Below are 26630 nucleotides of genomic sequence, written 5' to 3' on the forward strand. Positions count from 1 at the left end.
CCTTTTGGCCGCCCTTTTTTTATGTTGATGAGGTTCGTGGGTATTGTCGTCGGGTGTGGACTAACGTCAGTATTTTGATACGCCCGTTCACTCGATAGACCAGCAGATAGTTCGGATTGACCGCCATTTCCCGAGTGCCTGGCACTCGACCGGCCCGGTAACCATAGGGGATTGATGAAAGCCTTTGCGTTGCTGCACCAACCTTGTGCTGTAGAGCCACGGAAGCGTTGGAGTTGTATTGTTCAACGTAATCGATAATGTCAGCCAGATCGTTCAGAGCTTGAGCGCTCCATTCAAGCAGCAGCGCGGCGCTTCCTGCGCATCTCTTCCAGCATCTGGTCAAGCATTGCCATAGCTTCATCATGGGGAATGCCAGGGCTGGGGTCATCGAGTGCCTCCTGTACCTTGGCACGAAACCAGCGATCGTAGCTCTCTGCCTCTTCTTCGGATTCGAAGTCAGAGTAAAACGGGGAAAGTAATAAGCTCATAGTGATCTCCGTGATCAATCTCAGCAGTTTAAGGGGGAATGGCCCATCGTCGTCACTGGCAGACGATGTACCCCATGAGCTCTCGACGAACCATGGGATAACGAAGCCCAGTATCTGCAAGCGCCCCTTTGGAGTCTGCCGGACGTTTCCCTCCGTTGTCCGGCAATCTCGACCGCCGTTGTAGGCCTATTCCTCCACTCTATTTTTCAGGTTTCCAGCCTACAAATCCGCGCGCACCTTCCTACAAATGCACTCAGAACGCATACGGAATACTCACCTTCGCCCACAACATTTCCCCCTCTGGCCGGTTCTCCACGTCAAACTCCTTGGCCCAGCGAATCTCCGCGCTGGCGTATTTGAGAAAGGTGAAATGCAACGCCGGGCCGATCGCGAATACCTGGCCGCGCACGCCGTCATCCACATCCTGCCCGGCGAATTGCACGGTGTGGCCGTACTGTTTGTCGTCGGTGGTCTGCTTGAGGTAATAGCCGTTAAGGCCGAGCATCACATCGTCGGTGATCTTGTAGCTGGCCGAGTAATCGAAGTGGAAGATCTGCCCGGACTTGTAGTCGGTGTCCTTGTTCTTTTCGTTGAAGCTGTAGGTGGTCTTGAGTGACACCTCGGTCTTGTCGGTCGGCAGCCAGGTGAACGAGAACAGCGGCTTGTAGGTGTAGAAATTGTTGCTGGTATTGGCCAGCCGATCGACGCTGTATTCACCGGTGGGCACCGTGATTTCCACGGCGGCGCCGAGGGTCAGGTTCTTGCCCATGTCCCACAGGATGATCGGCGCGATGGTGGTGTCGCCCATGCCTTCGCGGGTATCGCTGAGGCCGAATACCGAGACTTCCTGCTTGAGCCAGGGCTGGGCGATGTAGCCGGCCAGACGTCCGCCGAACACGCGCACCGGGCTCAGGTAATCAATACGCGGTATCACCGCCGTGGATTTGATTTCGACATTCGGCACCTTGCCGCCCAACGAGCTGATGTTGAGCTTGGTCGACTTGTAATGGTTGTAGTAGAGGTTGAACGCGACCATGTTCTGCGGAAGGCTGTCGACTTCCAGCGGCAGCATGAAGAATCCGTCGGTGCCGGGGCCGATGTTGTCGACGCCGGCTTCGGTGGCCAGGGCCGGCAGGGACGCGGTGCAACCGAGCAAGGTCAGTGCCAGACGCAAGGGGAAAGGGGCGCGGTTCGGGCTCATGGCTGTCCTCATTATTATTGTGGTGGGACGTGGCGCCGGTACGCAGAACGTCCGGCACCATAGAAATAAGCGCTTGGCGCCCGCCGGGGCAGGGTATTGGCGGACAGTTAGGGGGACTTCTGCGGACAGTCGGCCAACCCTGTGCTAACTTCTTTCGACATAACCGGTTACAAAAATAACAATCAAGCGTGATCCGGAATGTCAGCCCCCATGAACGTAAAAGTCCAAGACCCCACTTTTGAATTGGCGCTGGTCTCGCCGTTCCTCCTGCAAACCCTCGCCGAAGTCGTGCACAACAAAGGCGTCGACCCCGAAAGCCTGTGCCGTGGCCTGGGTTTCACCCTCGAAGATCTGCAGGATCCGGCGCAGCGGATTTCCTACCGCCAGGCCGTGGCGATGATTCAACGGGCGCTCAAAGTGCTGCCCAATCAGGGCCTGGGGCTGTGGGTCGGCGCGCAGAATGTGTTGGGTACGCTGGGGCTGCTCGGGCATGTGCTTTCGCTGTGCAAGACCTTGCGCGATGCCTTTGCCCTCGGCATTCGCCATCAGCACACCTCCGGCGGAATCGTGGTATCCAGCGTCGATGTGGTGGGTGATCAGGTGCACCTCGATGCCGAATGTCGCTTGCCGTTTGCCGATGTGCAGGTGTTCGCGGTCGAAGAGTTTTTCACCAGCCTGCTGGTGTATGGCCGGGCCTTGGCGGGCCATGATTTCAAGGCGATCGCCGTGGAGTTTGTGCACGCTGCACCGGATTATCTGAGCGAATACCACCGCTTGCTCGGGCCGGACGTACGCTTTGGCTGTCTGCACAATCGCATGCTGATCGATGCCCGGTGGCTGGACGTCAACCTGCCCAATCACCATTCGCTGGCGCTGCGTCAGGCGGTTGCGTTGCTGGAGCTGGAAGCGGCGCAGGTACATCAGAAACTCGATCTGATTCAAGCAGTGGAGCGGGCGATTGCCCGGGACTTGAGCAGAGGCAGCCATATCGAAAAAATCGCCGGCGACCTGAACATGAGCAGCCGCACCCTGCGCCGCCGTTTGACCGAGCACGCGCTGACCTTCGAAGCGTTGCTGGAACAGGTGCGCCAGGCGCGGACCATGAGTCTGCTGGCTAATCCGGACATGCCGATCGAGCGCATCACTGAAGAAGTTGGCTACAGCGACGTGCGCAGTTTTCGCCGGGCGTTCAAGCGCTGGACGGGGATGAGCCCGAGTGCGTGGCGGCATGACACATCTCCTGCCTGAACACGAACACTGTGGCGAGGGGATTTATCCCCGATCGGCGGCGCAGCCGTCGCGAATTCTGAAAGCTCGGTATTTCATTAGTCCGATATTGCAGGGTTGGGGCCGCTTCGCTGCCCATCGGGGATGAATCCCCTCACCACAGGACTCTGTGAACTCCGATATTGGCGTCTCAACCCCACAAACCCTCCGGCCACAGGTAAACTCCCGCGCACTTTCCCAAGGAGTTCACATGAGTTACTACCAGCCGGGCATTCTCGCCACCCCTGTTCCTGCGCAAGCACGTCATCTGTTCTTCGCTCTCAAGTCGGTTGAAGCACTGCCGCAGGCGATCGACAACCTGATGAATCTGGTGGACGGCAAGTCGGCGGTGATCGGTTTCGGTGAATCCCTGACCAAAGCCCTGAACGTGCAAATCGACGGTCTGCGCAGCTTTCCGGCCATGAGCGGCGTCGGCGTGGAAAACCCGTCGACCCAGCACGCGCTGTGGGTCTGGCTGCACGGTGTCGATCGTGGCGAATTGCTCAATCGCTGCCACGCCTTCGAAGCCGCGCTGGCCCCGGCGCTGCGCCTGGTAGACATGCAGGAAGCCTTCCGCCACAAGGATGGCCATGACCTGACGGGCTACGAAGACGGCACCGAAAACCCGCACGATGACGCCGCGATTGCCGCCGCGTTGCTGGGCGAGGGCGCTGATGGTCTGGTCGGTGGCAGCTTCGCCGCGATCCAGCAGTGGCAGCACGACCTCAAGGGTTTCCATAAGCTGTCCGCCGAAGACAAGGACAACATCATGGGCCGTCGCTTGAGCGACAACGAAGAGATCGACGACGCGCCAGTCTCCGCCCACGTCAAACGCACCGCCCAGGAAAGCTTCGCCCCCGAAGCGTTCGTCGTGCGCCGTTCGATGCCGTGGATCGACGGTGATCGCGCCGGCCTGATGTTCCTCGCCTTCGGTTTTTCGCTGGACGCCTTCGAGGCCCAACTGCGGCGTATGAGCGGTCTGGAAGACGGCATCACTGACGGTCTGTATCGCATCAGCCGACCGATCACCGGCGGCTACTACTGGTGCCCGCCCATCAAGGACGGCCACCTCGATCTGCGCGCGTTGCGCATCGGCTGAGTGTTTCAAACACAGGGAGTTGAGCATGGACGTGGTGCGTTGGGGCATGATCGGTTGCGGCAGCGTCACTGAACGCAAGAGCGGGCCGGCCTTTTACAAGGCGCCCGGTTCGGCGTTGGTGGCGGTGATGGGCCGGCGCCTTGAAGCGGTGACCGAATACGCCTCGCGCCATGGCATCGCTCGGGTTTATACCGATGTCGATGCACTGATCAACGACCCCGAGGTGGACGCGGTGTACATCGCCACGCCACCCGACAGCCACCACGCCTACAGCCTGAAAGTCGCCGCCGCCGGCAAGCACTGCTGTGTCGAGAAACCGATGGCGCTCAACGCCGGACAAAGCCGCGAAATGCAGCAGGCATTTGCTGACGCCGGTCTGTACCTGTTCGTTTCCTACTACCGCCGTTCGTTGCCGCGCTTTGCCCAGGTTCGGCAATGGCTGGCGCAGGGCCGCATCGGTGAGGTGCGGCATCTGAGCTGGACGCTGACCAAGGCACCGTCGGCGCCGGATCTGGACGGCAGCGCCAACTGGCGAACCGACCCGGGCGTGGCCGGCGGCGGCTATTTTGCCGATCTGGCCAGCCATGGTTTTGACCTGTTCCAGTACCTGCTCGGCGACATCGCTGAAGTCGCCGGTTTCACCGCCCGGCAAGCCGGGTTGTATGCGGCGGAAGATGCGGTCAGCGCCAGTTGGCGGTTTGCCTCGGGCGCGCTGGGCATGGGTTGCTGGAGCTTTGTGGCGGATCGGCGCGAGGATCGGGTAGAGATTATCGGCAGTCAGGGTCGGATCGCGTTCTCCGTGTTTGACGAGCATCCGGTTCAGTTGTTCGCCGATGAGCAGATCAGCCTGGAGATCCCCCATCACGAGCACATTCAGTGGCATCACGTGCTGGGCATGAATGCGCATATTCGTGGTGATTCGCAGCATCCGGCAGTCGCCGCGCAAGCCCTGAAGACCGATTGGGTGATGGACCAGATCCTCAAACGTCCCTGAATTTTCCTCTGTAAACAAACCCTTGTGGTGAGGGGATTTATCCCCGATCGGCTGCGCAGCAGTCGTAAAACCATGCGCCTCGATCCGTCAGGTAGATTGCATAAGCCGGGTTCAGGGTTGCTTCGCAACCCATCGGGGATAAATCCCCTCGCCACAAAAGTCCCGGTCAACCTGTGTCTAAGGTTATGCCCAAACAATATTTCTCAAGCTTGTCATAACGTCTCTAAGATCACGTCATAACTCGTTATAACAAGTGATCCCTGATGACCGATAACGTTCTCTCCTTACCCAGCGTCCCGCTGCACACCCAACTGCGCGACGTCCTGCGTGCGCGCATTCTCGATGGCGAATACCCGCAAGACAGCCAGATGCCCTCCGAAAGCGAACTCGGCACGCTGTTCAAAGTCAGCCGCATCACCGTGCGCCAGGCGCTGGGTGATCTGCAGAAAGAAGGGCTGATCTTCAAGATCCACGGCAAGGGCACCTTCGTCGCCAAGCCGAAAACCTTTCAGAACGTCAGCAGCCTGCAAGGCCTCGCCGAGTCCATGACCGGGCGCGGTTACGAGGTGATCAACCGCCTGCGCAGTTTCAAATTCATCCCCGCCGACAAACGTGTCGCCGAGCGCCTGCAAGTCGCCGAAGGCGAGACCGTGGCGCAGATCAAACGCGTTCGGCTGATCAACCGCGAGCCGATTTCGCTGGAAATCACCTACCTGCCCAAAGCCGTCGGCGAACGGCTGGAGAAGGCCGATCTGGTGACTCGCGACATCTTCCTGATTCTGGAAAACGACTGCGGCATCGCCCTCGGCCACGCTGATCTGGCGATCGACGCGGTGCTGGCCGATAGCGATTTGACCCAGGCGCTGAACGTCGAGGCCGGCTCGCCGATCATGCGCATCGAGCGTCTGACCCACGACGCCAACGGCCAGCCGCTGGACTTCGAACACCTTTACTACCGTGGCGATGCGTTCCAGTACCGCCTGCGGATCGACCGGCAAAAAGGGGAGCAGGCATGACGCGCAACACCTTGGAACAGGAATACGACATCGTCGTGATCGGCGGCGGCACCGCCGGGCCGATGGCGGCGATCAAGGCCAAAGAGAAGAACCGCGACCTGCGCGTGCTGCTGGTGGACAAGGCCAACGTCAAACGCAGCGGCGCGATCAGCATGGGCATGGACGGCCTGAACAACGCGATCATCCCCGGCCACTCGACGCCGGAGCAGTACACCAAGGAAATCACCATCGCCAACGACGGCATCGTCAACCAGGCGGCGGTGTACGCCTATGCCACTCACAGCTTCGAAACCATTGAGCAACTGGATCGCTGGGGCGTGAAGTTCGAGAAGGACGAAACCGGCGATTACGCCGTGAAAAAAGTCCACCACATGGGCGCCTACGTGCTGCCGATGCCGGAAGGGCACGACATCAAAAAGGTCCTTTACCGCCAGTTGAAACGGGCGCGGGTGAGCATTACCAACCGGCTGGTCTGCACCCGTTTGCTCACCGACGAGGAGGGCGCGGTCAACGGGGTGATGGGCTTCGATTGCCGCAGCGCTGACTTCCATGTGATCAAGGCCAAAGCGGTGATTCTTGCGTGCGGCGCGGCCGGTCGCCTCGGTCTGCCGTCCTCGGGCTACCTGATGGGCACCTATGAAAACCCGACCAATGCCGGCGACGGCTACGCCATGGCCTATCACGCCGGGGCCGAGCTGGCCAACCTCGAATGCTTCCAGATCAACCCGTTGATCAAGGACTACAACGGCCCGGCCTGCGCCTATGTGACCGGCCCGCTGGGCGGCTACACCGCCAACAACAAGGGTGAACGCTTCATCGAGTGCGACTACTGGAGCGGGCAGATGATGTGGGAGTTTCACCAGGAACTGGAAAGCGGCAACGGCCCGGTATTTCTCAAACTCGATCACCTGGCCGAGGAAACCATTCAGAACATCGAGGAAATCCTGCACAGCAACGAGCGCCCGAGTCGTGGTCAGTTCCACGCCAATCGCGGCACCGATTACCGCACGCAAATGGTCGAGATGCACATCTCGGAGATCGGTTTTTGCAGCGGCCATTCGGCGTCCGGGGTATGGGTCAACGAGCGGGCCGAGACCTCGGTGAAAGGCTTGTACTCGGCGGGTGACATGGCCGCCGTGCCGCACAACTACATGCTCGGCGCGTTCACCTACGGCTGGTTTGCCGGGCACAACGCCGCGGATTTTGTCGCCGGGCGCGAGTTCTCGACGCTGGATGCCGCGCAGATCGAGAAAGAGCAAGCGCGGGTCTACGCACCGCTGGATCGTGAACAGGGTCTGCCGCCGGCGCAGGTCGAGTACAAGCTGCGGCGCTTCGTCAACGACTACCTGCAACCGCCGAAAGTGACCAAGAAAATGCAGATCGGCTTGCAGCGTTTCAGCGACATCGAACGCGACCTCGATCAGATGAAGGCCAACAACGCCCACGAATTGATGCGCGCGATGGAAACCAGCGTGATTCGCGACTGCGCGGAAATGGCCGCCCGTGCCTCGCTGTTCCGCGCTGAAAGTCGCTGGGGCCTGTACCACTATCGCGTCGATCACCCGCAGCGTAACGACAGTGATTGGTTCTGCCACTGTCATTTGAAGAAGGGCGAAGACGGTCAGATGACCAGTTTCAAGAAACCCGTCGAGCCGTACATCATCCCGCTCGATGCCGAAGAGATGCAGGCCTATGACCGCTTGCGGGTCGGCGCATTTGCCGCTTGATACACCACAAAAAGAGAGTCCGAACCATGGCCTATCAAGCCCAGGAAATCTTTTTCCGCTCCAACGCCCCGGTCACCGTGGACGAGGACAAATGCATCGCCGAGAAGGGCTGCACCGTGTGCGTCGACGTCTGCCCGATGGACCTGCTGGCGATCAACCCGGCCACACAGAAGGCCTACATGGTGTTCGATGAATGCTGGTACTGCATGCCGTGTGAGAAGGATTGCCCGACTGGCGCCGTCAAAGTCGACATCCCTTATTTACTGCGTTAAACGCTTTCCCCTGTAGGAGTGAGCCTGCTCGCGATAGCGGTGTGTCAGACAACACGTCGCCATCTTATGCACCGCTATCGCGAGCAGGCTCACTCCTACAAAGATCTACGACACCCTGAAGCTACCCGGAAACACCCGGACGCTGGATTCACCCAAAACCCCTCGTTTCCCACCGCGCCCTGATCGCGGCGGAGACGAACATCCAATAAATGATTCGAGGGGAAACACACCATGTTGCGTGCAGCAATCGCCGGTCTGGTACTGGCTTCATTCACCCTGTCGGCCTCGGCCGAAACCATCCGCATCGCCATCGGCACCCAGGATACCACCATCAATTGCGCCGCCGGCGGCCTGTTGATTCGTGAACTCGGTCTGCTCGACAAATACCTGCCGCACGACGGCGCCTACAAAGACGCGAAATACGATGTGCAGTGGAAGAACTTCACCAGCGGTGCGCCGCTGACCAACGAGATGGTCGCCGGCAAACTCGACTTCGGCGCCATGGCCGATTTCCCCGGCGCATTCAACGGGGTGGCGTTCGAAACGGCCGGCAAGCACAGCCTGTTCATCAGCGTGTTGTCGGGCAGCATCAAGGGCAGTGGCAACGGCATCGTGGTGCCGAGCGCGTCCGGGGTGCAGGCGCTGAGCGAACTCAAGGGCAAGACCATCTCGGTGCCATTCGCTTCGACCGCCCACGGCATGTTGCTGCGCGCGGTGGCGGAGCAGGGTTGGGATCCGCTCAAGGACGTGAACATCATCGCCCAGCCGCCAGAAGTCGCCGGCTCCGCGTTGCAGGCCGGCAAGATCGACGCCCACGCCGATTTCGTGCCGTTCGCCGAGCTGTTCCCCAGCCGTGGTTTCGCCCGCAAGATCTACGACGGCGCCCAGGCCAACGCGCCGACTTTCCACGGTGCACTGGTGGATCAGGCCTACGCGAAACAGTACCCGGAAATCGTCGTCGCCTACCTGCGGGCGAGCATCGAGGCCAATCAGTTGCTGGCTGCTGAGCCTGAGAAGTACAGCGAGCTGATCGCCAAAGTCACCGGCGTCGATGCCGAGGTCAACTACCTGTTCCACGGCCCGCTTGGCGTGCAGACCCGCGACCTGAGCTGGAAGCCGGAATACCGTCAGGCGGTGGGCACCGCGATCAACACCCTGAAACTGCTGAAGAAGGCCGATCGTGGCCTCGACCTCAACACCTTCATCGACGATCAGTACATCCGCGCCGCCTTCAAGGCCTCGAACCTGGATTACACCGCGCAACTCGCCAACTACGCGCAAACGCCGTTGAAAGCGCTGGATGCGGTGACCGGCAAAGCCATCACCGACTTTCGCCACGTCGCCGAAATCTGGGTGCGCGGCGAAGACAAAGTACGCCAGTACGCCTCCGCCGAATCGGCCTTCACCGCGTTGGCCGCGTTGAAGCAGGAAGGCAAAAACATCCGCGCGGTGTATGCGCAGGCCAGTGACAGCGGGATCAAGTTGCTCGCTGATCAGGCGTGGTTTGCCAGCGACGCCAAGGGCCGTCTGAGCGCGTTTCTGCTCAAGGGCCAGGCCCAGCAATATGCGGCGGCGCAGGGTGGCAAGGTCTTCGACTTTACCGATGCCACGACCCAGGCCGTAGCCACCCGCTAACCCGCAGAACACCTCGGTCACTGTGGGAGGGGGCTTGCTCCCGAATGCGGTGTGTCAGGCAAATATTTTTTTTCTGGTACACCGCATTCGGGAGCAAGCCCCCTCCCACAGGGGATTTGGGTTGAGAGGAAAAATTGTGTACCGATCTTATTTACGTTGGGTTCCAAGGGCCGCCTCCCTGCTGCTCTGCCTGCTGTTCTGGCAACTCGCCGCCAGCCACCACTGGAACCTCGGTCTCGTCACCTTCGCCAACGTCCCAACCCCGCTGGCCGTGATCGAAGCCGCGTTGGGCCTGGGCGACTCCGGCAAGCTGCTGCAGCACCTGACCGCCAGCCTCAGCCGGGTCTTCGCCGGTTACCTCGCGGCACTGATCATCGGCATCGCTCTGGGCCTGGCCATCGGCCGCTCGAAATGGGCCGAAGACCTGCTGCTGCCACCGCTGGAAGTGCTGCGCCCGATCCCGGCGGTGGCGTGGATTCCGCTGGCGATCCTGATGTTCCCGTCGTCGGAGCTGTCGATGGTGTTCATCACCTTCACCGGTGCGCTGTTCCCGATCCTGCTCAACACCGTGCACGGCGTCGAAGGCGTTGATCCACGGCTGATCGCCTCGGCAAAAAGCCTCGGTGCAGGGCGCCGGGCGATCCTGCTGGAAGTGATTTTGCCGGGTGCTGCGCCGAGCATCATTACCGGCCTCGCCATCGGTATGGGCACCTCGTGGTTCTGTCTGGTGACCGCCGAGATGATCTCCGGCCAGTTCGGCATCGGCTACTACACCTGGGAGTCCTACACCATTCAGAACTACGCCGACATTGTCGTTGGCATGCTGCTGATCGGTGTGCTGGGCATGGGCAGCAGTCTGCTGATCAAGCGCCTGGGCGGGCTGTTCACGCCTTGGCATCGACCACGAGGAAAAGCCTGATGAGCGCAATGCAAACCCCGGAAGGGCGAATCGATATTCGCCAGTTGTCGATCGTTCTCGGTGAGGGGCAGCAAGCCTTCGAAGCCGTGCAGGGGCTGGATTGCCAGATCGAACCGGGCCAGTTCGTGTGCATTCTCGGCCCGTCCGGTTGCGGCAAATCGACCTTGCTCGGCGCACTCGCCGGACACTTGAGCGCCCATACCGGCAGCCTCAAAGTCGATGGCGGCGAGGTGTCCGGGCCGTCGCCACAACGCGGCATGGTGTTCCAGCATCACACGCTGTTTCCGTGGCGCACGGTGCGCGACAACGTGGCTTTCGGCCTGAAGATGCGCGGCATCGGCAAAACCGAGCGCCAGCGTGAGGCCGATGAAATGCTCAAACTGGTGGGCCTCGACGGTTTTGCCGAGCGCTGGCCCGATCAGCTTTCCGGCGGCATGCAGCAACGGGTGGAAATCGCCCGGGTGCTGGTCAACCGTCCACGGCTGCTGCTGATGGACGAGCCGTTCGGCGCGCTGGATGCCTTGACCCGTCTGAACATGCAGGAACTGCTGCTGGACATCTGGACGCGCATTCGCACCACGGTGGTGTTCGTCACCCACGACATCGACGAGGCGCTGTTCCTCGCTGACCGTTTGCTGGTGATGAGCGCACGTCCGGGTCGAATCATCGAAGACCTGCGCCTGGACTTCCCGCGTCCGCGCACCAGCGAACTGGTGACCAGCGCCGAATTCTCCCGCCTCAAGCGCCATTGCCTCGACCTGCTGCGCCACGACAACCCCCGACCGCTGCCGCGCCTTAACCCGCTCGGCCTGCCTCCCGAAAACCCCTTGCCGCGATTTGCCCTATGACCTCATTTTTTGCTGTGACCGACAACGACGACATCCTCGCCCTGCAACCGCGTCTGACCGCTGACGATGCCGGTGTGCGGCGCATTGCCCTGATTGATTTGGCGGATCTGGAAGAACCGGACGGCCTGCTGTGGCTGGTCGAAAGACTGAGCGAAGATCCCGCCGAAGAAGTCCGCGCCGAAGCTGCGCGGCTGCTGGAAGCGTGGGAAGACGAACCGGTAGTGGCTGCGCTGTGCCAGGCGCTGACCGATCCGTCTGCGGCAGTGCAGGCCGCCGCCGCGCAAAGTCTGAGCCTGCTCAAGAGTGAAGCGGCAGGCCGGGTGATTCTGCCGTGGACCGATCATGCTGAGGTCAGTGTGCGAATCGCCGCGTTTCGGGCATTGCGCGAACTGCGTTTCGCCGATGCCGCACCAGCCGCCATCACCGCATTGAGCGATGCCGATGCCAATGTGCGTCGCGAAGCCGTCGGTGTGCTCGGCTGGCTCAAGCAGCTCGACGCTCTGCCGGCTCTGGCGCGTCTGGCCAGCGCCGACCCGGACACCGAAGTGCGCCGCGCCGCCACCGGCGCCCTCGGTCTGGCGTCCGGCGCCGAGGTGCTGCCAGCCCTGCGTCAGGCGCTGCAGGACGATGCCTGGCAAGTGCGCGAAGAAGCGGCCACGACGCTGGGCAAGGTCGGCCACAGCGACGCTGGTCCGGCGTTGATCGCAGCCCTCGGCGATGACTACTGGCAAGTGCGCCTGCGTGCTACCCGCAGCCTCGGTCGCTTGCGTTTTGCGCCGGCGCTGGAAGCCTTGATCGAGACCCTCGGCCATCGCATCAGCAACCTGCGCAAGGAAGCCGCGCTGGCCCTCGGTGAGTTGCATGATCGCGGCGCGGTGGCGGCGTTGCAGGCGGCGCAGGATGACGGTGATCCGGAAGTGCGCAAAGCGGTGCGGATTGCCCTGAGTCAGCTGCAATGAATCCGCTGTCGGTGGGTAACTCGCAAAGCGAACGGACACTACGCCTCAGCTGGCCGGACGGCCGTGAATCGCAGCTCAACCACGCCGAACTGCGCCGCCAGTGCCCGTGCTCGCAGTGCCGCGCGTTTCGCCTGAAAGGTCTGACTCCGCTGGTGGATGAGCGAGTTCGTCTGATCGAGATCAACCCGCAGGGCTATGGCGTGCAACTGGTGTTCAGTGACGGCCATCAACGCGGGATCTACCCGTGGGACTATTTGGCCCAGCTCGATTCTTAGGTTGACCACAATCAACTGTGGGAGCGAGCCTGCTCGCGAAAGCGGTGGATCAGTCAATATTGATGGCGACTGGTACACCGCATTCGCGAGCAGGCTCGCTCCCACAGGGGCGTTCAGTGTCTGGGCTGTTATTGCCCGGCCGTCATGGATGGCCGGCAACCATGAAACACATCCAGCCCCGGCTGATACAGCGCGGTCTTCACCTCGAACAACCCCAGCACCGAATGAAACAGGTTGTCATGGCTCAGGTCCGGCTGCCCGGTCTTGCCTTGCAGGCAATCGCGATCAATCCCCAGTTGCGCCAGAGTGTTGCTGCCAAACCACATCACCATCGGCACATGCGTCTGCGCTTCCGGCGCCAATGCATAGGGCGCGGCGTGCAGGTACAGGCCGTTTTCACCCAGCGATTCGCCGTGGTCGGAGACGTACAGCATCGAGGTATCCAGCGTGTCCTGATTGCGCTTGAGCAACTCGATGACCTTGGCGAGGAAGTGGTCGGTGTAGAGGATCGTGTTGTCGTACACGTTCACCAGTTCATCGCGGCTGCAACTGCCCAACTGGTTGGTGTGGCAGATCGGCTTGAAGCGTTCCAAAGCTTGCGGATAACGCTCGTAGTATTCCGGGCCATGGCTGCCGTCGGCGTGCAACACGATGATCGCGTGGCCCTTGAGGCTGTCGATGTAGCTTTGCAGGTCGGCCAGCAGTGCTTCGTCGAGGCAGTTGTTGCCGTCGCAGAACGGCCCCGGCTGGTTCTTCGCGATGTCGCGGTGCGGCACGCGCAGGCAGGTGCCCTTGCAGTCGCTGTTGTTGTCCAGCCACAGCACCTGCACGCCGGCGCGTTGCAGGATATCCAGCAGGCCTTCGTAGGTTTTGCCTTTCTTGTCGCTGTAGTCCTCACGCGGGAACATCGAGAACATGCACGGCACCGACACTGCCGTGGACGTGCCGCAGGAGTGCACCTGAGTGAAGTTGAGGATGTCCAGTTTGCTCAGCTCGGGATTGGTCTCGCGCGCATAACCGTTCAGCGAAAAGTGATCGGCGCGAGCGGTTTCGCCGACCACAAACACCATCAACGACTTCTTCTCGCGGCTGGCGGCTTTCGCGCTCATCACCGCGTCTTCACCGATGGCCTGCACCACAAAGTGCTTTTTGATGCCCAGGCGTTGCTTGGTGTATTTGCTGATGGCGTAGATGTAATTGGTCGGGTTGATGAAGTGGGTGAGCTTGTCTTCCTCGCGGAAGATTGGCGCGTAGGTCGAATAGAACGCGCCCACCGAGGCGCCGATCACCAGCACGCAAGCGGCAATCACCAGCATCTTGTTGAGCAGGCCGCGAAAGAACGGCCGATAACGTACTGGCCAGCGCCAGATCAACGCCGCCGGCAGCACGCCGAGCAGCAACACGTAAGCCAGCAGTTTGCCGTTGAACAGCGCAGCGGCTTCGCCGGGATTGGTTTCGAATACGTTCTGGATCATCACTGTGTCGATGGTGATCCCGTATTCGTTCATGAAATACGCAGCGCAGGCCGAGAGCAGGGCGACCACGCTCAGCGCCGGTTTCAACGTCCAGCGAAATGACACCAGAGTCAGCAGCAGAGTGATCGCCGCCCACAGGAACAGACCGAACGAGGCGAAAAATGCCAGTTTGTGCACGCCTTGCAGGGTGATCAGCGTACCCAGCGCCTTCCAGGTCGCCAGGTTGTACAGCGCCACCAGTGCCAGGGAAAACAACAGCACCAGCCGGGTGGAAGTGATGGACGGTAAACGCAGTCCTTTGCCCAAAGCCATTACAGACATTCCTCTACTCGAATAGAACACGCGCGGAAACGCGCGTAACTGTAGAAGAACAATAGTAAAAATTTCGTAAACATCCTGTAACAAAACTCGGGCGCAAATCTAAAACTGTGGGAGCGGGCTTGCTCGCGAAGGCGGTGGGTCGGCCGACATCGTTGTTGAATGACACACCGCTATCGCGAGCAGGCTCACTCCTACAATGGGTACTTTGGTGGGTCAGAAGGATTTGCTCAGGCTGGCGACCACCGTTGCGGTGCACACATCCTTGACCCCCCAGTTACTCAGGCACTGGCTCTGCGACAGATCGGTATCGATATAGCTCAGGCCCAACACCACCCCGGCCAGGTTGTGCGTCAGCTTGACCTCCCATTCCCGATAACTGTCCTCGCCATGCCCGGACGTCGAGTACAGGTGCGGGTCCTTGAAATCCATGTTGCCGTAACGCAGTTTCAGCCCGGAATCGAACGGCAGCCCGGTCTCATAACCGACGTAGGTGTAGAGCGAGCTCTGCTTGCTGTCGCCCCCCGGCGCATCGCTGGAGTAATACGCCGCCAGCTTCACCCCGTAGATACCGAGAATCCCGTAGACCTCGCTCTGGTTGAACTGGCTTTCCTTGGGATAGGCGTACTTGAGGTAACCCAGATCGAGGCTGACGTCCTCTGTGGCCTGCCACAGCCAGCCGGCGTAGTAATCGACTTCCTGCCGGGTTTTCAGGCCACCGCCGAAATCGACGTTGGAACTCCAGGCACCCGCGTACAAACCGCTGCTGTGGGCCAGGGTCAGACCGGCCTGCACGGCCGGGTCATTTTGGGTTTGCGAGATGCCGCGGGTGCGGTAGTCGCTGGCCAGGGTCAGGTCGATCAGCACGGCGAAATCGTCGTTCAGGGGGATCGCGTAGCTGCTGAGGGGCAGCAAACTGGAAAAACCGAGGGCGAACAGGGGCAAGGCTTTCATGTGAAGTCCCGGTGTTGTGATTGTTTCTGGGCAGTACGAAAACCGTGGAGGGAATGCAATCTCGGCCACCCTCACAGCCCCTGTGGGAGCGAGCCTGCTCGCGAAAGCGGTGGTTCATTCAGCATCGATGGCGACTGATACGCCGCCTTCGCGAGCAGGCTCGCTCCCACAGGGGGGAACAGTGTTGTTATTTTTTGGCGGTGTAGACCTGACGCCCACCAAACCAGGTTTGCAGCACCTGGGTGTCATGCAGGGCTTTTTCGTCGACGCTGAACACGTCGCGGTCGACCACGATGAAATCAGCCTGTTTGCCCGGCGTCAGTGAGCCGATCTGCTGGTCCAGGCCAATCGTGCGCGCCGCGTTGACGGTGTAGGCGTAGAACATGGTTTCGCGATCCAGACGCTCGTCGGCATTCAGCACGCCCAGCGGGCCGACGCGGGTGATGGCCTGGGCCATGGCGTTGAACGGGTTGGGCGACGACACCGGCCAGTCGCTGGCACCGGCAATCGTCGCGCCCTGTTTCAGCAGCGAGTGCGCCGGGTATTGATAACGGAAGGCGAGGGCGCTGACGTAGGGCTTGATCATGTCGGTGGTGTAGTCGTCGGCGCTGGCCCACAGCAGTTGCATCGAGGCGATCACGTTCAGCGGCTTGAAGCGGGCGAACTCTTTCGGGTTGACCATCTGCAGGTGCGTGATCGAGTGAGTGATGCCGCTCTGCCGATCCTTGCGCGCACGTTCGATGCCATTGAGTGATTCACGCACCGCACGGTCGCCGATGGCGTGGATGTGCACCAGCCAGCCGCGCTGGTCGATGGCGCTGACCAGCTCGCCGAAATGTTTTGGATCGATCAGCAGTTCGCCCTGTTTGTGCGAGTTGCTGTACGGGTCGATCATCGCCGCGCTCTGCGCCGGGTACTCGATCACGCCGTCGGCGAAGATCTTGACCCCGGGCAGGGTCAGGTTGGGGATGCCCTGAAACTGCTGGCGCACCTTATCCAGCGTGTCGAGGTCGGCCGGCAGACTTTTCGGATTGGCGACCAGTAACGCTGCGACGTGCACGCTCATGTCGCCGCTTTCCGACAGTGCTTTGTAGGCCGGCAGCACGCCGACGGTTTTTTCGGTGGGTTTGAGCGCGAACACGGCCTCGCCCGGTGCGGCGTTGGCGGCCGGATCCATCCACGCGGTGATGCCGAGGCTGTTGTTGAAGCGCACCGCGGATTTGGCTGCGGTGAGCATATCGGCCGGGCTCGGCACCGGCATTTTCGCGGCAACCCGATCCCAGCCGGCATCGACCAGGAAGCCGTTGGGCTCGCCGTTGGCCAGTCTGCCGATCGTGTCTTTTTCCGCAGCGGGCAGGGTCTTGAGCAACGCCGCGTCGATGCCGGCGCGCTTGAGCATCACGTTGTTGGCCCACGCGGTGTGGTGGTCACTGCCGGTGAACACCACCGGCACGTCAGCCCACTCGCCGTGGTTGAAGGTCTTGCCCAGCGCTTCGGCCTGCGCCCAGTACGCTGAGCTCATGCCGGCAATGCTCAGCACATCGCCATGTCTGGCCTTGCCGTCGTCACGCCAGGCGCGCAGGCGTTTTTCCAGTTCGTCGAGGGCGACGACTTCGTCTTCCATGTTGGCCGAGACCATTTCCAGGCCACCGAAAATCGCGTGGGAATGGCTGTCGATCAAACCTGGCATCAGCGTCTTGCCGCCGAGGTCGATCACCTGCGTGCCGGGTTCGATCAGCGCCTTGATCTGCGCATCGCTGCCGACTTTCAGCACCTTGCCGTTTTCCACGGCCAGCGCCTGCACCTTCGGTTGCGAACGGTCGGCGGTGAAAATCTTGCCGTTGACCAGCACCAGATCGGTGGCGGCCATGGCTTCCATCGAGGCAAAACTTATCGCGCTCACCAGCAGACTCGGGATGAATCTTTTCATTGAAGATTTCCTTGTTATTGCGTCTGATGGCCAGATTAGTGGCTGACACTGGCCGACAGAACGCCTCCCTCACGAAAAACGTTTTTGCCTGAATGGAAAAAGCATGGACAAGCTGGGTGCACTGAAAATGTTCGTGGTCACCGCGCAACTCGGCAGTTTCAGCCGCGCGGCGGAGCAGTTGGGCAAGACCCCATCGGCGCTGACCAAAGCGGTCAATCATCTGGAGTCGGAACTTGGCGCGCGGCTGTTCGAACGCAGCACGCGGCGGATTCTGCTCACCGAAATCGGCCGGGTTTATCTGGAAACCGCGCGGCTGGTGTTGCAGCGACTGGAGGAGGCCAGCGAGGAAATCGAGCAGTTGCAGCACGGTCTGCGCGGCAGCCTGAAAATCACTGCGCCATTGGCTTACGGGCGGGCGTTTCTCGATCAGGTGTGTGACGGCTTTTTGCAGCAATACCCGCAGATCAGCCTGCAAGTGGACCTGTGCGACGCGTTCGTCAATCTGCTGGAAAGCGGCTATGACCTGGCCTTGCGCGAGGGCCATGATGACCTGCCGGGGCTGATCGCCCGGGTGGTCGGCAGCAATCGGCTGGCGTTGTGCGGAAGCCCGGACTATCTGGCGCGCAAGGGTTTGCCGGTGAATCCGCAAACTCTTGAGCAGCATGAATGGCTGCTGTATCAGCACCCGTTGCTCAGCCGCGAGTTCTGGTGGGCCGAGCGCGACGGGCAGCGGCTGAGCCTGGCACAGCCGACGGCGCCGCGCTTGCGCAGCGACAATTACGACCTGTTGCTGGCCAGTGCTTTGGCCGGACGCGGCTTGCTGCACACACCGCTGTGGAGCGCCGCGCCGTACATTGCCGACGGACGTCTGGTGCGGGTCATGGCTGATTATGAAATCGACCCGGACAGCTTCGGCCCGCACATTCTCGCGGTGTACCCCAGCCATCGACGGGCCACGGCTAAAGTGGTGGCGTTCATCGATTACATCGCCGCCTTCCTCGCCGAACGCGGCCTCAACTGACGCCCCGTTCCCCTGTAGGAGCTGCCGCAGGCTGCGATCTTTTGATTTTTGTGGATCGCCGGCCCAGGCCGACTGGCGGTGCTTGTCAGTAAAATCCCACAGGAGTACAAATGTACTCCATGACAAACCTGACTCCCCGCCGTACCGCCATCCTGACCTTTATCCGCGAACGCATCGCCGAACACGGTCAGCCCCCAAGCCTCGCTGAAATCAGCGAGGCTTTTGGTTTTGCCTCGCGCAGCGTGGCGCGCAAGCACGTGCTGGCGCTCACCGAAGCCGGGTTTATCGAGGTCAATCCGCACCAGGCCCGGGGCATTCGCCTGCTCGGGCAAGCGCCGCGGCCGGAGCTGCTGGATATTCCCGTGCTCGGCCGGGTCGCTGCCGGTGCACCGATCGGCGCCGATGCCGACATCCATAACCGCTTGATGCTTGATCCCGCGCTGTTCTCCCGTGCGCCCGACTACATGTTGCGGGTGCAGGGCGACTCGATGATCGAGGACGGCATTCTCGACGGTGATCTGGTGGGAGTGAAGCGCAATCCCGAGGCGCTCAACGGCCAGATCGTGGTGGCGCGACTCGATGGTGAGGTGACGATCAAACGCTTCGAGCGTGTCGGCGCTACGGTGCGCCTGCTGCCGCGCAATCCGGCGTACCAGCCGATTGTCGTGCGCGATGATCAGGACCTGGCCATCGAAGGGGTGTTCTGCGGTCTGGTGAGGCAAGGCTGATGGGCGCCGTCGTTGCACTCGATACGCTGTTCAATGGCGGCCAGGTCTGGAAGGGCCGGCCTGCGCCACCGGCCGCCAGCCCGCAACCCACCGGGCATGCCGCGCTGGATGCGGCACTGCCCAGCGGTGGCTGGCCGGAAGCGGCGCTGAGCGAAATCCTCCTGGCCGGCCCCGGGGTTGGCGAGTTGCAACTGGTGTGGCCGACGCTGGCGCGGATGTCGGCGGCGGGCGAGCGCATCGTGCTGGTAGCGCCACCGTTCGTACCGTACCCGCAGGCGTGGGCGAACGCAGGGGTCGATCTGCGTCAATTGTCGGTAATCCAGGCCAGCGAACGCGATGCCTTGTGGGCGGCGGAACAATGCCTGCGTTCCGGCAGTTGCGGCGCAGTGCTGTGCTGGCCGCACAAGGCCGATGACCGCGCGTTGCGGCGTTTGCAGGTAGCGGCGGAAACCGGCCAGACCCTGGCGTTTGCCTGGCGCCCGCTGAGCGAAGCGATCAACCCGTCGCCGGCCGCGTTGCGCATTGCCATCGACGCCAGACCCGCCCAGTTGCGCGTGCTCAAGTGCCGTGGCGGACTGGCGCGCACGGCGCCGATTGCGTTTGCCGTGGGGCACTGAGGTCGTCATGCGCTGGGTGTGTATTCTGTTCCCGCAATTGGCCCTCGACGCGGTGCTGCGTCAGCGTGCCGATCCTGCTGAGCCGTTGGTGCTGCTCAGTGGCCCGGCCCAGCGCCGGGTGCTGCAAGCGGTGAATGCAGCGGCGCGCCAGCTCGGCTTGCGCGCCGGCCAGTCGATGACCGCCGCGCAAGCGTTGAGCAAAGGCTTTGCCACCGCCGATTACGACCTCGCCGAGGTCGAGCACTGGCAGCAGTTTCTCGCCGCGTGGGCCTATCGTTTCAGCGCGCAGGTCAGCGTGCATTATCCGCGTACCGTGGTGTTCGAGATCGAGTCGAGCCTGGGCCTGTTCGGCTCCTGGGCGCAGTTCGAAGCGCGGCTGCGCAAGGAACTGACCGAGCTGGGCTTTCGCCATCGCATCGTCGCCGCACCGAATCCGGTGGCGGCGCGGGTGCTGGCCAACGCCTACGACGGTCTCGTAGTACCGGACGGCGAAGCCCTGCAGCATCACCTTGGGCAGTTGCCCGTCGACCGTGTCGGACTGGACCCGCAGGTCGCCACGGCGCTGACGCGCATGGGCCTGCGAAACCTGAACCAGCTGCAGAGCCTGCCGCGTCAGGCCCTGGCCCGGCGTTTCGAAGCGTCGATGCTCAAGCATCTCGACACCCTGTTCGGTGCACGGCCGCTGGCCTTGGCGTTCTATCTGCCGCCGGATCGTTTCGATGTGCGCATCGAACTCAATTTCGACGTGCAATCCCATCAGGCGCTGCTGTTTCCGTTACGCCGCTTGACCGCTGACCTGTCGGCATTCCTCTGCGGACGTGACAGCGGCGTGCAGCGTTTCGACCTGCATCTGGAGCACGCCGGGCTGCCGGACACGCTGATCAAGGTCGGCCTGCTCAGCGCCGAGCGCGATCCGGCGATGCTCTTTGAACTGGCCCGTGGGCGACTGGAACAAGTCCAGGTCGAGGCCCCGGTACGCGGCTTTCGTCTGCGGGCCGAAGACCTGCCGAGTTTTGTGCCGCAGTTTCAGGAACTGTTCGATGACCGTCCGCAACAGACCTTGCCCTGGGAGCAATTGCGCGAACGCCTGCGTGCACGGCTCGGCGATGACGCGGTGCAGGGCCTGCGCTTTCAGGCCGACCATCGCCCGGAATGCGCGTGGCAGCACGGCGTCGACAAACAGCGGTGCACAGGCTTGCCGAGCGTGCAGCGTCCGGGCTGGCTGCTCGGCGAACCGCAGAGCGTGCCGGAAGGTTCGGCGCGGATTCTCATGGGTCCGGAGCGCATCGAGTCCGGCTGGTGGGACGGTGACGATGTGCGCCGCGATTACTACCTGATCCAGAACCGCGCCGGTCAGCAGGGCTGGGCCTATCGGGCCGTGGGCGAGGGCGGTCCGTTGTGGCTGCAGGGCTGGTTTGCATGAACCACGACTATGCCGAGCTGCACTGCCTGTCGAATTTCAGTTTCCAGCGCGGTGCCTCCAGTGCCCTTGAGCTGTTTCAGCGGGCGAAAAAACACGGTTATCAGGCGCTGGCGATCACCGACGAGTGCACCCTGGCCGGGATCGTCCGGGCCTGGCAAGCGGCGAAATCGGTGGAGCTGCCGCTGATCATCGGCAGCGAAATCCGCATCGATAACGGCCCGAAACTGCTGCTGTTGGTGGAGAACCTGGCGGGCTATCAGGCCTTGTGCGGCTTGATCACTCAGGCCCGGCGGCGTACGCAGAAGGGCCAGTACCAGGTGCTGCGCGAGGATTTCAGCGAGCCGTTGCCGGGGTTGTTCACCGTGTGGGTGCCGGACAGCATCGATGACGTGGAGGAGGGCCGCTGGCTGAAACAGACTTTCGGCGAGCGCCTGTATCTGGCGGTGCAGCTACATCGCGGGCAGGACGATCAGCGGCGGCTGGCGGCACTGCTGAGTCTGGCCGGGCAGTTGCAGATTGCCGCCGTGGCCAGCGGCGATGTGCACATGCACGCCCGTGGCCGGCGCGCCCTGCAGGACACCATGACCGCGATCCGCCATCACGTCCCGGTGGCCGAGGCCGGATTGCGCCTGCACCCCAACGGCGAGCGGCATCTACGCAGCCTCGAGGTGTTGCGCGAGCTTTATCCGCCGGCGTTGCTCGACGCCTCGGTGCAACTGGCGCGGCGCTGCACTTTCGAGCTGAGCGAGTTGCGCTATCAGTATCCGAAGGAGCTGGTGCCGCAGGGGCACACCGGCAGTTCTTGGTTGCGCCAACTGACCGAAGAAGGCATTGCCTGGCGCTGGCCAAAAGGGCCGCAGGCCAAAGTGCTCAAGCAAATCGACGATGAGCTGAAACTGATCGCCGAACTCGGCTACGAAAGCTACTTCCTCACCGTGCACGACGTGGTGCGCTTTGCCCGCGATCAGCAGATTCTCTGTCAGGGCCGCGGTTCGGCGGCCAATTCGGCGGTGTGTTTTGCCTTGGGTATCACCGAGATCGACCCGGATCGCACCACGCTGCTGTTCGAGCGTTTCATGTCGAAAGAGCGCAACGAGCCGCCGGACATCGACGTCGACTTCGAGCACGAACGCCGCGAAGAAGTCCTGCAATACGTGTTTCGCCGTTATGGCCGGCGGCGTGCGGCGCTGACGGCGGTGGTCAGCACCTATCACGCCGCCGGGGCGGTGCGTGATGTGGCCAAGGCCCTTGGTTTGCCGCCGGATCAGATCAATGCACTGGCCGATTGCTGCGGCCACTGGAGCGACGAAACACCGCCGCTGGCGCGCTTGCTAGAAGGCGGTTTCGACCCCGACAGCCCGGTGCTGCGTCGAGTGCTGAGCCTGACCGGGCAACTGATCGGCTTCCCCCGGCACCTGTCGCAGCACCCCGGCGGCTTCGTGATTTCCGAGCAGCCGCTGGATACGCTGGTGCCGGTGGAAAACGCCGCCATGGCCGAGCGCACGATCATTCAGTGGGACAAGGACGACCTCGACGCGGTCGGGCTGCTCAAGGTCGATATCCTCGCCCTCGGCATGCTCAGTGCGATCCGTCGTTGTTTCGACTTGCTGCGCCGTCATCGCCATCTGGATCTCAGCCTGGCGACGATCCCTGATAAAGACAAAGCGACCTACGAGATGATCAGCCGTGCCGACACCATTGGCGTGTTCCAGATCGAATCACGGGCGCAGATGTCGATGCTGCCGCGCCTGAAACCGGCGAAGTTCTACGATCTGGTGATCGAGGTGGCGATCGTCCGCCCGGGGCCGATTCAGGGCGGGATGGTCCATCCGTACCTGCGCCGGCGTAACAAGGAAGAACCGGAAACCTATCCCTCGCCGGAACTGGAAGTGGTGCTCAAACGCACCCTCGGCGTGCCGCTGTTTCAGGAACAGGTGATGCAGATCGCTATCGTTGCGGCCGACTACAGCCCCGGCGAGGCCGATCAGTTGCGTCGCTCGATGGCCGCGTGGAAACGCCATGGAGGCTTGGAGCCGCACAAGGAACGCCTCGCCGCCGGCATGAAGAAAAACGGCTACACCGAGGAATTCGCCGCGCAGATCTTTGAGCAGATCAAAGGCTTTGGCAGTTACGGCTTTCCCGAATCCCACGCTGCCAGTTTCGCCTTGCTGACTTACGCCAGTTGCTGGCTCAAGTGTCACGAACCGGCGGCGTTCGCCTGCGCGTTGATCAACAGTTGGCCGATGGGTTTTTACAGCCCGGATCAGATCCTTCAGGACGCCCGTCGGCATCAGTTGCAGATCCGTCCGGTGGACGTGCGCGCCAGCGACTGGGATTGCAGCCTGGAACCGATCAGCGGCGCGCAGCCGGCGATCCGCATGGGCCTGCGGATGATCAAGGGCTTTCGCGAGGATGACGCCCGGCGCATCGAAGCGGCGCGGGCGCGGGGGGCGTTCGCCGATGTCGCCGATCTGGGCGAGCGGGCCGCGCTCGACAGTCGCGCCCAGGCGCTGTTGGCTGACTCCGGCGCGTTGCGCGGCATGGCCGGGCATCGGCATCGCGCACGCTGGGAAGTGGCCGGGGTGCAGAAACAGCTGGGCCTGTTTGCCGGTTTGCCAAGTCAGGAAGAGCCGGATGTGCTGCTGCCCAAACCGAGTGTCGGCGAGGACCTGCAGGCCGATTACGCGACTATCGGCACCACACTGGGGCCGCATCCGCTGGCGCTGCTGCGTGGCGAACTGAAGGCGCGGCGTTGCCGCAGCTCTCAGGAGTTGCTGGACGTCGAGCACGGCCGGCCGGTGAGCATCGCCGGGCTGGTCACCGGGCGTCAGCGACCGGGCACTGCCAGCGGCGTGACTTTCGTCACCCTCGAAGACGAGTTCGGCAACGTCAACGTGGTGGTCTGGCGCGATCTGGCCGAGCGCCAGCGTCAGGTGCTGGTCGGTTCGCAATTGCTCAAGGTCGATGGCCGCTGGGAGCGGGAGGGCGAAGTGCGGCATTTGATCGCCGGGCGATTGAGCGATCTGACTCCGTTGCTCGATGGCATCCGCGTGCAGAGCCGCGACTTCCACTAAACCCCAGAACACCACAAATCCCCCCCCCTGTGGGAGCGGGCTTGCTCGCGAAGACGGTGTGTCAGTTGGCAAATAAGTGGCTGACACACCGCTTTCGTCGGAACGCCGCCCGGAGCAAGCCCGCTCCCACAGGGGGGATTTGTGTGTGTCCAAGCAAGCCAATTGATTGGCGTCAAAAATCTCTGTCACCAATGGTGGCACTTTGTCATAATGCCGCCCCTTTTCCGCTCCCCACCGCGTAGCCGTGCCGGGACACACCGTTTTTTTCAGAAGGAATGCACAGTGAGAATGATCTCCCGGATGTTGGTCTCAGGCGTTGCGATTGCCGTGCTCGGCACCCTCGCCAGCTCCCTTGCCGGGTGCGCCACCGAAAGCTCCCGCGCACTGCCGGTGGCCAAGGTCGAGAGCGCCACGCAAGTCTGGACCGGTGCTCGCGTGCCGATGGCGGTGGGCAAGTTCGATAACCGCTCCAGCTACATGCGCGGGATCTTCTCCGATGGTGTTGACCGTCTCGGCGGCCAGGCCAAGACCATCCTGATCACTCACTTGCAGCAGACCAACCGTTTCTCGGTACTGGATCGCGACAACATGGGCGAGATCCAGCAGGAAGCGGCGATCAAGGGCCAGGCCCAGCGCCTCAAGGGTGCCGATTACGTGGTCACCGGTGACGTCACCGAGTTCGGCCGCAAGGAAACCGGTGACCACCAGCTGTTCGGCATTCTCGGCCGTGGCAAGACCCAGGTCGCCTACGCCAAGGTCAACCTGAACATCGTCAACATCAGCACCTCCGAAGTGGTGTATTCGACTCAGGGCGCCGGCGAATACGCCTTGTCCAACCGCGAAATCATCGGCTTCGGCGGCACCGCTGCCTACGACTCCACCCTCAACGGCAAAGTCCTCGATCTGGCCATGCGCGAGGCGATCAATCGTCTGGTCGATGGCATGAACGCCGGTGCCTGGAAACCGGCTAACTGATCGTTATTCATTGCAAGGAGCAACACCCATGAATCTGACTTTGTCGCGGTCGCTGCTGGCCCTGACGCTGGCCGCCAGCGCCTTGCTGGCCGGTTGCAGCAGCCCGAAAACCCTGTACCAGTGGGAAGATTACCAACCGCAGGTTTACGAATACTTCAAAGGCGAAGAGCCAAAAGAAGCCCAGGCCGAAGTGCTGGAGCGCGACCTGCAGAAGATCCGTTCCACCGGCAAGGCGGTGCCGCCGGGTTACCACGCGCACCTGGGTCTGCTGTACCTGAGCATGGGCAAGGACGATCAGATGGTGCAGCAGTTCCGCACCGAAAAAGCGCTGTTCCCCGAGTCCGGCCCATACATGGATTTTCTGCTTAAAAACGCCAAGACCGGAGACGCCAAATGATCTCGCGCACCCTGAAACTGCTGGCCGCCGGTTTGGCCCTGACCGTGCTCGGTGGCTGCGTCGCGCCGAAAACCGTGGATTACTCGGCGTACAAACAGGCACGGCCGAAGACCATTCTGGTGCTGCCGCCGCTGAACACCTCGCCGGACGTCAAGGCTTCCTACAGCTTGCTGTCGCAGGTGACGTTCCCATTGGCCGAAGCCGGTTACTACGTGCTGCCGATCACCCTGGTGGACGAAACCTTCCGCCAGAACGGCCTGACCACCCCGGATGACATCCATCAGGCGCCGGCTAACAAGCTCAAGGAAATCTTCGGCGCCGACGCTGCGCTGTACATCACCGTGACCGAGTACGGTACGCGCTACATGGTGATCAGCAGCGAAACCGCGGTAACCGCCACCGCCAAGCTGGTCGACCTGAAATCCGGCACCACGCTGTGGACCGGTTCGGCACGGGCGTCGAGCGAAGAGGGCGGCAATAACAGTGGTGGCGGCCTGGTCGGCATGCTGATCACCGCCGCGGTGAAGCAGGTGATCAACAGTTCGACCGACGCCGGGTATCCGATTGCCGGCGTGGCGAGCAATCGCCTGTTGTCGGCCGGTCAGCACGCCGGCCTGTTGTACGGCCCGCGCTCGCCGAAATACGGCACGGACTGAAATTACCGGCACGCCTGAAATCTCCTGTGGGAGCGGGCTTGCTCCGGGCGGCGTTCCGACGAAGACGGTGTGTCAGTTGGCAAATAAGTGGCTGACACACCGCTTTCGCGAGCAAGCCCGCTCCCACAAGGGGAAGGCGTTTCGCAGCCGATTTATTTGGCGACCGCCAAAACCGCTCGCCACCGCCCGGTGCTTCCGTCCACGCTTGCAATGAGCGGGTCGGCAAATCGAAATCATCCCGCCGACCAATCGTATCCAGACCCTGCATCTCGACGCCGAAGGCGATATCCTGCGCCACACTTATCTGCGCAAACGGCGAATAACGCTGCAACACCGTGTTTGCCCGAGGCTAAAGGAGTGTTC

General features: G+C 62.0%; 25 protein-coding genes and 1 pseudogene. 19 read left to right on the forward strand and 7 right to left on the reverse strand.

From position 1 onward, the window contains the following. Window positions 1-19: 19 nt before the first annotated feature. The 3 genes from CRO59_RS10195 to CRO59_RS10205 form a co-directional block, all read right to left on the reverse strand. Window positions 20-388, reverse strand: coding sequence for a type II toxin-antitoxin system RelE/ParE family toxin (locus CRO59_RS10195; protein WP_371917815.1), 369 nt, complete (start codon window positions 386-388; stop codon window positions 20-22). Beyond that, window positions 294-488: a stability determinant gene (locus tag CRO59_RS10200; protein ID WP_095136765.1), complete on the reverse strand. Its 195-nt coding sequence runs from the start codon at window positions 486-488 to the stop codon at window positions 294-296. Before CRO59_RS10200 ends, CRO59_RS10195 begins: the two co-directional genes overlap by 95 nt. A gap of 253 nt (window positions 489-741) precedes the next feature. Beyond that, on the reverse strand, window positions 742-1689 hold the full coding sequence (locus CRO59_RS10205; protein ID WP_097087213.1) for a transporter: 948 nt from the start codon (window positions 1687-1689) through the stop codon (window positions 742-744). A gap of 210 nt (window positions 1690-1899) precedes the next feature. Here CRO59_RS10205 and CRO59_RS10210 point away from each other — a divergent pair, with 210 nt between their 5' ends. The 11 genes from CRO59_RS10210 to CRO59_RS10260 all read left to right on the forward strand — a co-directional run bounded on the left by CRO59_RS10210 (window position 1900) and on the right by CRO59_RS10260 (window position 12699). Beyond that, window positions 1900-2937 carry an AraC family transcriptional regulator gene (locus CRO59_RS10210; RefSeq protein ID WP_097087215.1) on the forward strand — a complete coding sequence of 346 codons (1038 nt, stop codon included), beginning with the start codon at window positions 1900-1902 and terminating at the stop codon, window positions 2935-2937. A 229-nt stretch (window positions 2938-3166) separates the two neighbouring features. Beyond that, entirely contained in the window at window positions 3167-4054 is an 888-nt protein-coding gene (locus CRO59_RS10215; protein ID WP_097087217.1) for a Dyp-type peroxidase, read from the forward strand. A 25-nt stretch (window positions 4055-4079) separates the two neighbouring features. After that, a complete protein-coding gene (locus CRO59_RS10220) occupies window positions 4080-5048 on the forward strand; it encodes a Gfo/Idh/MocA family protein (RefSeq protein ID WP_097087218.1) in 969 nt (322 codons plus the stop codon). A gap of 263 nt (window positions 5049-5311) precedes the next feature. Beyond that, entirely contained in the window at window positions 5312-6064 is a 753-nt protein-coding gene (locus CRO59_RS10225; protein ID WP_097087220.1) for a GntR family transcriptional regulator, read from the forward strand. Next, a complete protein-coding gene (locus CRO59_RS10230; protein WP_097087222.1) occupies window positions 6061-7791 on the forward strand; it encodes a fumarate reductase/succinate dehydrogenase flavoprotein subunit in 1731 nt (576 codons plus the stop codon). The genes CRO59_RS10225 and CRO59_RS10230 overlap by 4 nt, the downstream gene beginning before the upstream one ends. A 26-nt stretch (window positions 7792-7817) precedes the next feature. Then, complete coding sequence (locus tag CRO59_RS10235; protein WP_097087223.1) at window positions 7818-8063, forward strand: ferredoxin family protein; 246 nt, start codon at window positions 7818-7820, stop codon at window positions 8061-8063. A 231-nt stretch (window positions 8064-8294) separates the two neighbouring features. Further along, the gene (locus CRO59_RS10240; protein WP_097087225.1) at window positions 8295-9698 is read left to right on the forward strand and encodes an ABC transporter substrate-binding protein; all 1404 of its coding nucleotides are present in this window, start codon (window positions 8295-8297) and stop codon (window positions 9696-9698) included. A gap of 136 nt (window positions 9699-9834) precedes the next feature. Then, a complete protein-coding gene (locus CRO59_RS10245) occupies window positions 9835-10617 on the forward strand; it encodes an ABC transporter permease (RefSeq protein WP_097087227.1) in 783 nt (260 codons plus the stop codon). Continuing rightward, window positions 10617-11465, forward strand: a complete 849-nt coding sequence (locus CRO59_RS10250; protein WP_097087228.1) for an ABC transporter ATP-binding protein — start codon at window positions 10617-10619, stop codon at window positions 11463-11465. Before CRO59_RS10245 ends, CRO59_RS10250 begins: the two co-directional genes overlap by 1 nt. Further along, complete coding sequence (locus CRO59_RS10255) at window positions 11462-12424, forward strand: HEAT repeat domain-containing protein (RefSeq protein ID WP_097087230.1); 963 nt, start codon at window positions 11462-11464, stop codon at window positions 12422-12424. Before CRO59_RS10250 ends, CRO59_RS10255 begins: the two co-directional genes overlap by 4 nt. Continuing rightward, entirely contained in the window at window positions 12421-12699 is a 279-nt protein-coding gene (locus tag CRO59_RS10260; protein ID WP_097087231.1) for a DUF971 domain-containing protein, read from the forward strand. The genes CRO59_RS10255 and CRO59_RS10260 overlap by 4 nt, the downstream gene beginning before the upstream one ends. Window positions 12700-12827: 128 nt before the next feature. Here the strand turns inward: CRO59_RS10260 and CRO59_RS10265 are convergent, their stop codons facing one another. From CRO59_RS10265 to CRO59_RS10275, 3 genes are all read right to left on the reverse strand, one after another. Beyond that, window positions 12828-14486, reverse strand: coding sequence for a phosphoethanolamine transferase (locus CRO59_RS10265; protein WP_097087233.1), 1659 nt, complete (start codon window positions 14484-14486; stop codon window positions 12828-12830). A gap of 222 nt (window positions 14487-14708) precedes the next feature. Then, a complete protein-coding gene (locus tag CRO59_RS10270; RefSeq protein ID WP_097087234.1) occupies window positions 14709-15446 on the reverse strand; it encodes a TorF family putative porin in 738 nt (245 codons plus the stop codon). A 187-nt stretch (window positions 15447-15633) separates the two neighbouring features. Beyond that, window positions 15634-17376 carry an amidohydrolase gene (locus tag CRO59_RS10275; RefSeq protein ID WP_097087236.1) on the reverse strand — a complete coding sequence of 581 codons (1743 nt, stop codon included), beginning with the start codon at window positions 17374-17376 and terminating at the stop codon, window positions 15634-15636. A gap of 103 nt (window positions 17377-17479) precedes the next feature. On the opposite strand from CRO59_RS10275, the gene CRO59_RS10280 reads away from it, so the two are divergent. From CRO59_RS10280 to CRO59_RS10315, 8 genes are all read left to right on the forward strand, one after another. Next, window positions 17480-18397 carry a LysR family transcriptional regulator gene (locus tag CRO59_RS10280; protein ID WP_097087238.1) on the forward strand — a complete coding sequence of 306 codons (918 nt, stop codon included), beginning with the start codon at window positions 17480-17482 and terminating at the stop codon, window positions 18395-18397. Window positions 18398-18507: 110 nt separating this feature from the next. After that, window positions 18508-19125 (forward strand): transcriptional repressor LexA, encoded by a 618-nt coding sequence (lexA, locus tag CRO59_RS10285; protein ID WP_027613669.1) that lies wholly within the window; start codon window positions 18508-18510, stop codon window positions 19123-19125. Further along, window positions 19125-19742, forward strand: a complete 618-nt coding sequence (gene imuA, locus CRO59_RS10290) for a translesion DNA synthesis-associated protein ImuA (protein WP_097087240.1) — start codon at window positions 19125-19127, stop codon at window positions 19740-19742. The genes lexA and imuA overlap by 1 nt, the downstream gene beginning before the upstream one ends. 7 nt (window positions 19743-19749) lie before the next feature. Continuing rightward, window positions 19750-21165: a DNA polymerase Y family protein gene (locus CRO59_RS10295; RefSeq protein WP_097087242.1), complete on the forward strand. Its 1416-nt coding sequence runs from the start codon at window positions 19750-19752 to the stop codon at window positions 21163-21165. Further along, window positions 21141-24239: an error-prone DNA polymerase gene (locus CRO59_RS10300; protein WP_218274155.1), complete on the forward strand. Its 3099-nt coding sequence runs from the start codon at window positions 21141-21143 to the stop codon at window positions 24237-24239. The genes CRO59_RS10295 and CRO59_RS10300 overlap by 25 nt, the downstream gene beginning before the upstream one ends. A gap of 288 nt (window positions 24240-24527) precedes the next feature. Next, window positions 24528-25214: a CsgG/HfaB family protein gene (locus CRO59_RS10305; protein WP_177325722.1), complete on the forward strand. Its 687-nt coding sequence runs from the start codon at window positions 24528-24530 to the stop codon at window positions 25212-25214. Between the two features lie 28 nt (window positions 25215-25242). Continuing rightward, window positions 25243-25611 (forward strand): DUF4810 domain-containing protein, encoded by a 369-nt coding sequence (locus CRO59_RS10310; protein WP_003225593.1) that lies wholly within the window; start codon window positions 25243-25245, stop codon window positions 25609-25611. Continuing rightward, window positions 25608-26267: a DUF799 domain-containing protein gene (locus tag CRO59_RS10315; protein ID WP_027613674.1), complete on the forward strand. Its 660-nt coding sequence runs from the start codon at window positions 25608-25610 to the stop codon at window positions 26265-26267. The genes CRO59_RS10310 and CRO59_RS10315 overlap by 4 nt, the downstream gene beginning before the upstream one ends. A 166-nt stretch (window positions 26268-26433) precedes the next feature. On the opposite strand, the pseudogene CRO59_RS28935 reads toward CRO59_RS10315, so the two are convergent. After that, window positions 26434-26541: pseudogene (locus CRO59_RS28935) on the reverse strand (flavin reductase family protein); the annotation flags it as partial. Window positions 26542-26630: the final 89 nt, after the last annotated feature.

The sequence above is a fragment of the Pseudomonas sp. LAMO17WK12:I5 genome, assembly GCF_900215165.1.
Lineage (GTDB): Bacteria > Pseudomonadota > Gammaproteobacteria > Pseudomonadales > Pseudomonadaceae > Aquipseudomonas > Aquipseudomonas putida_A.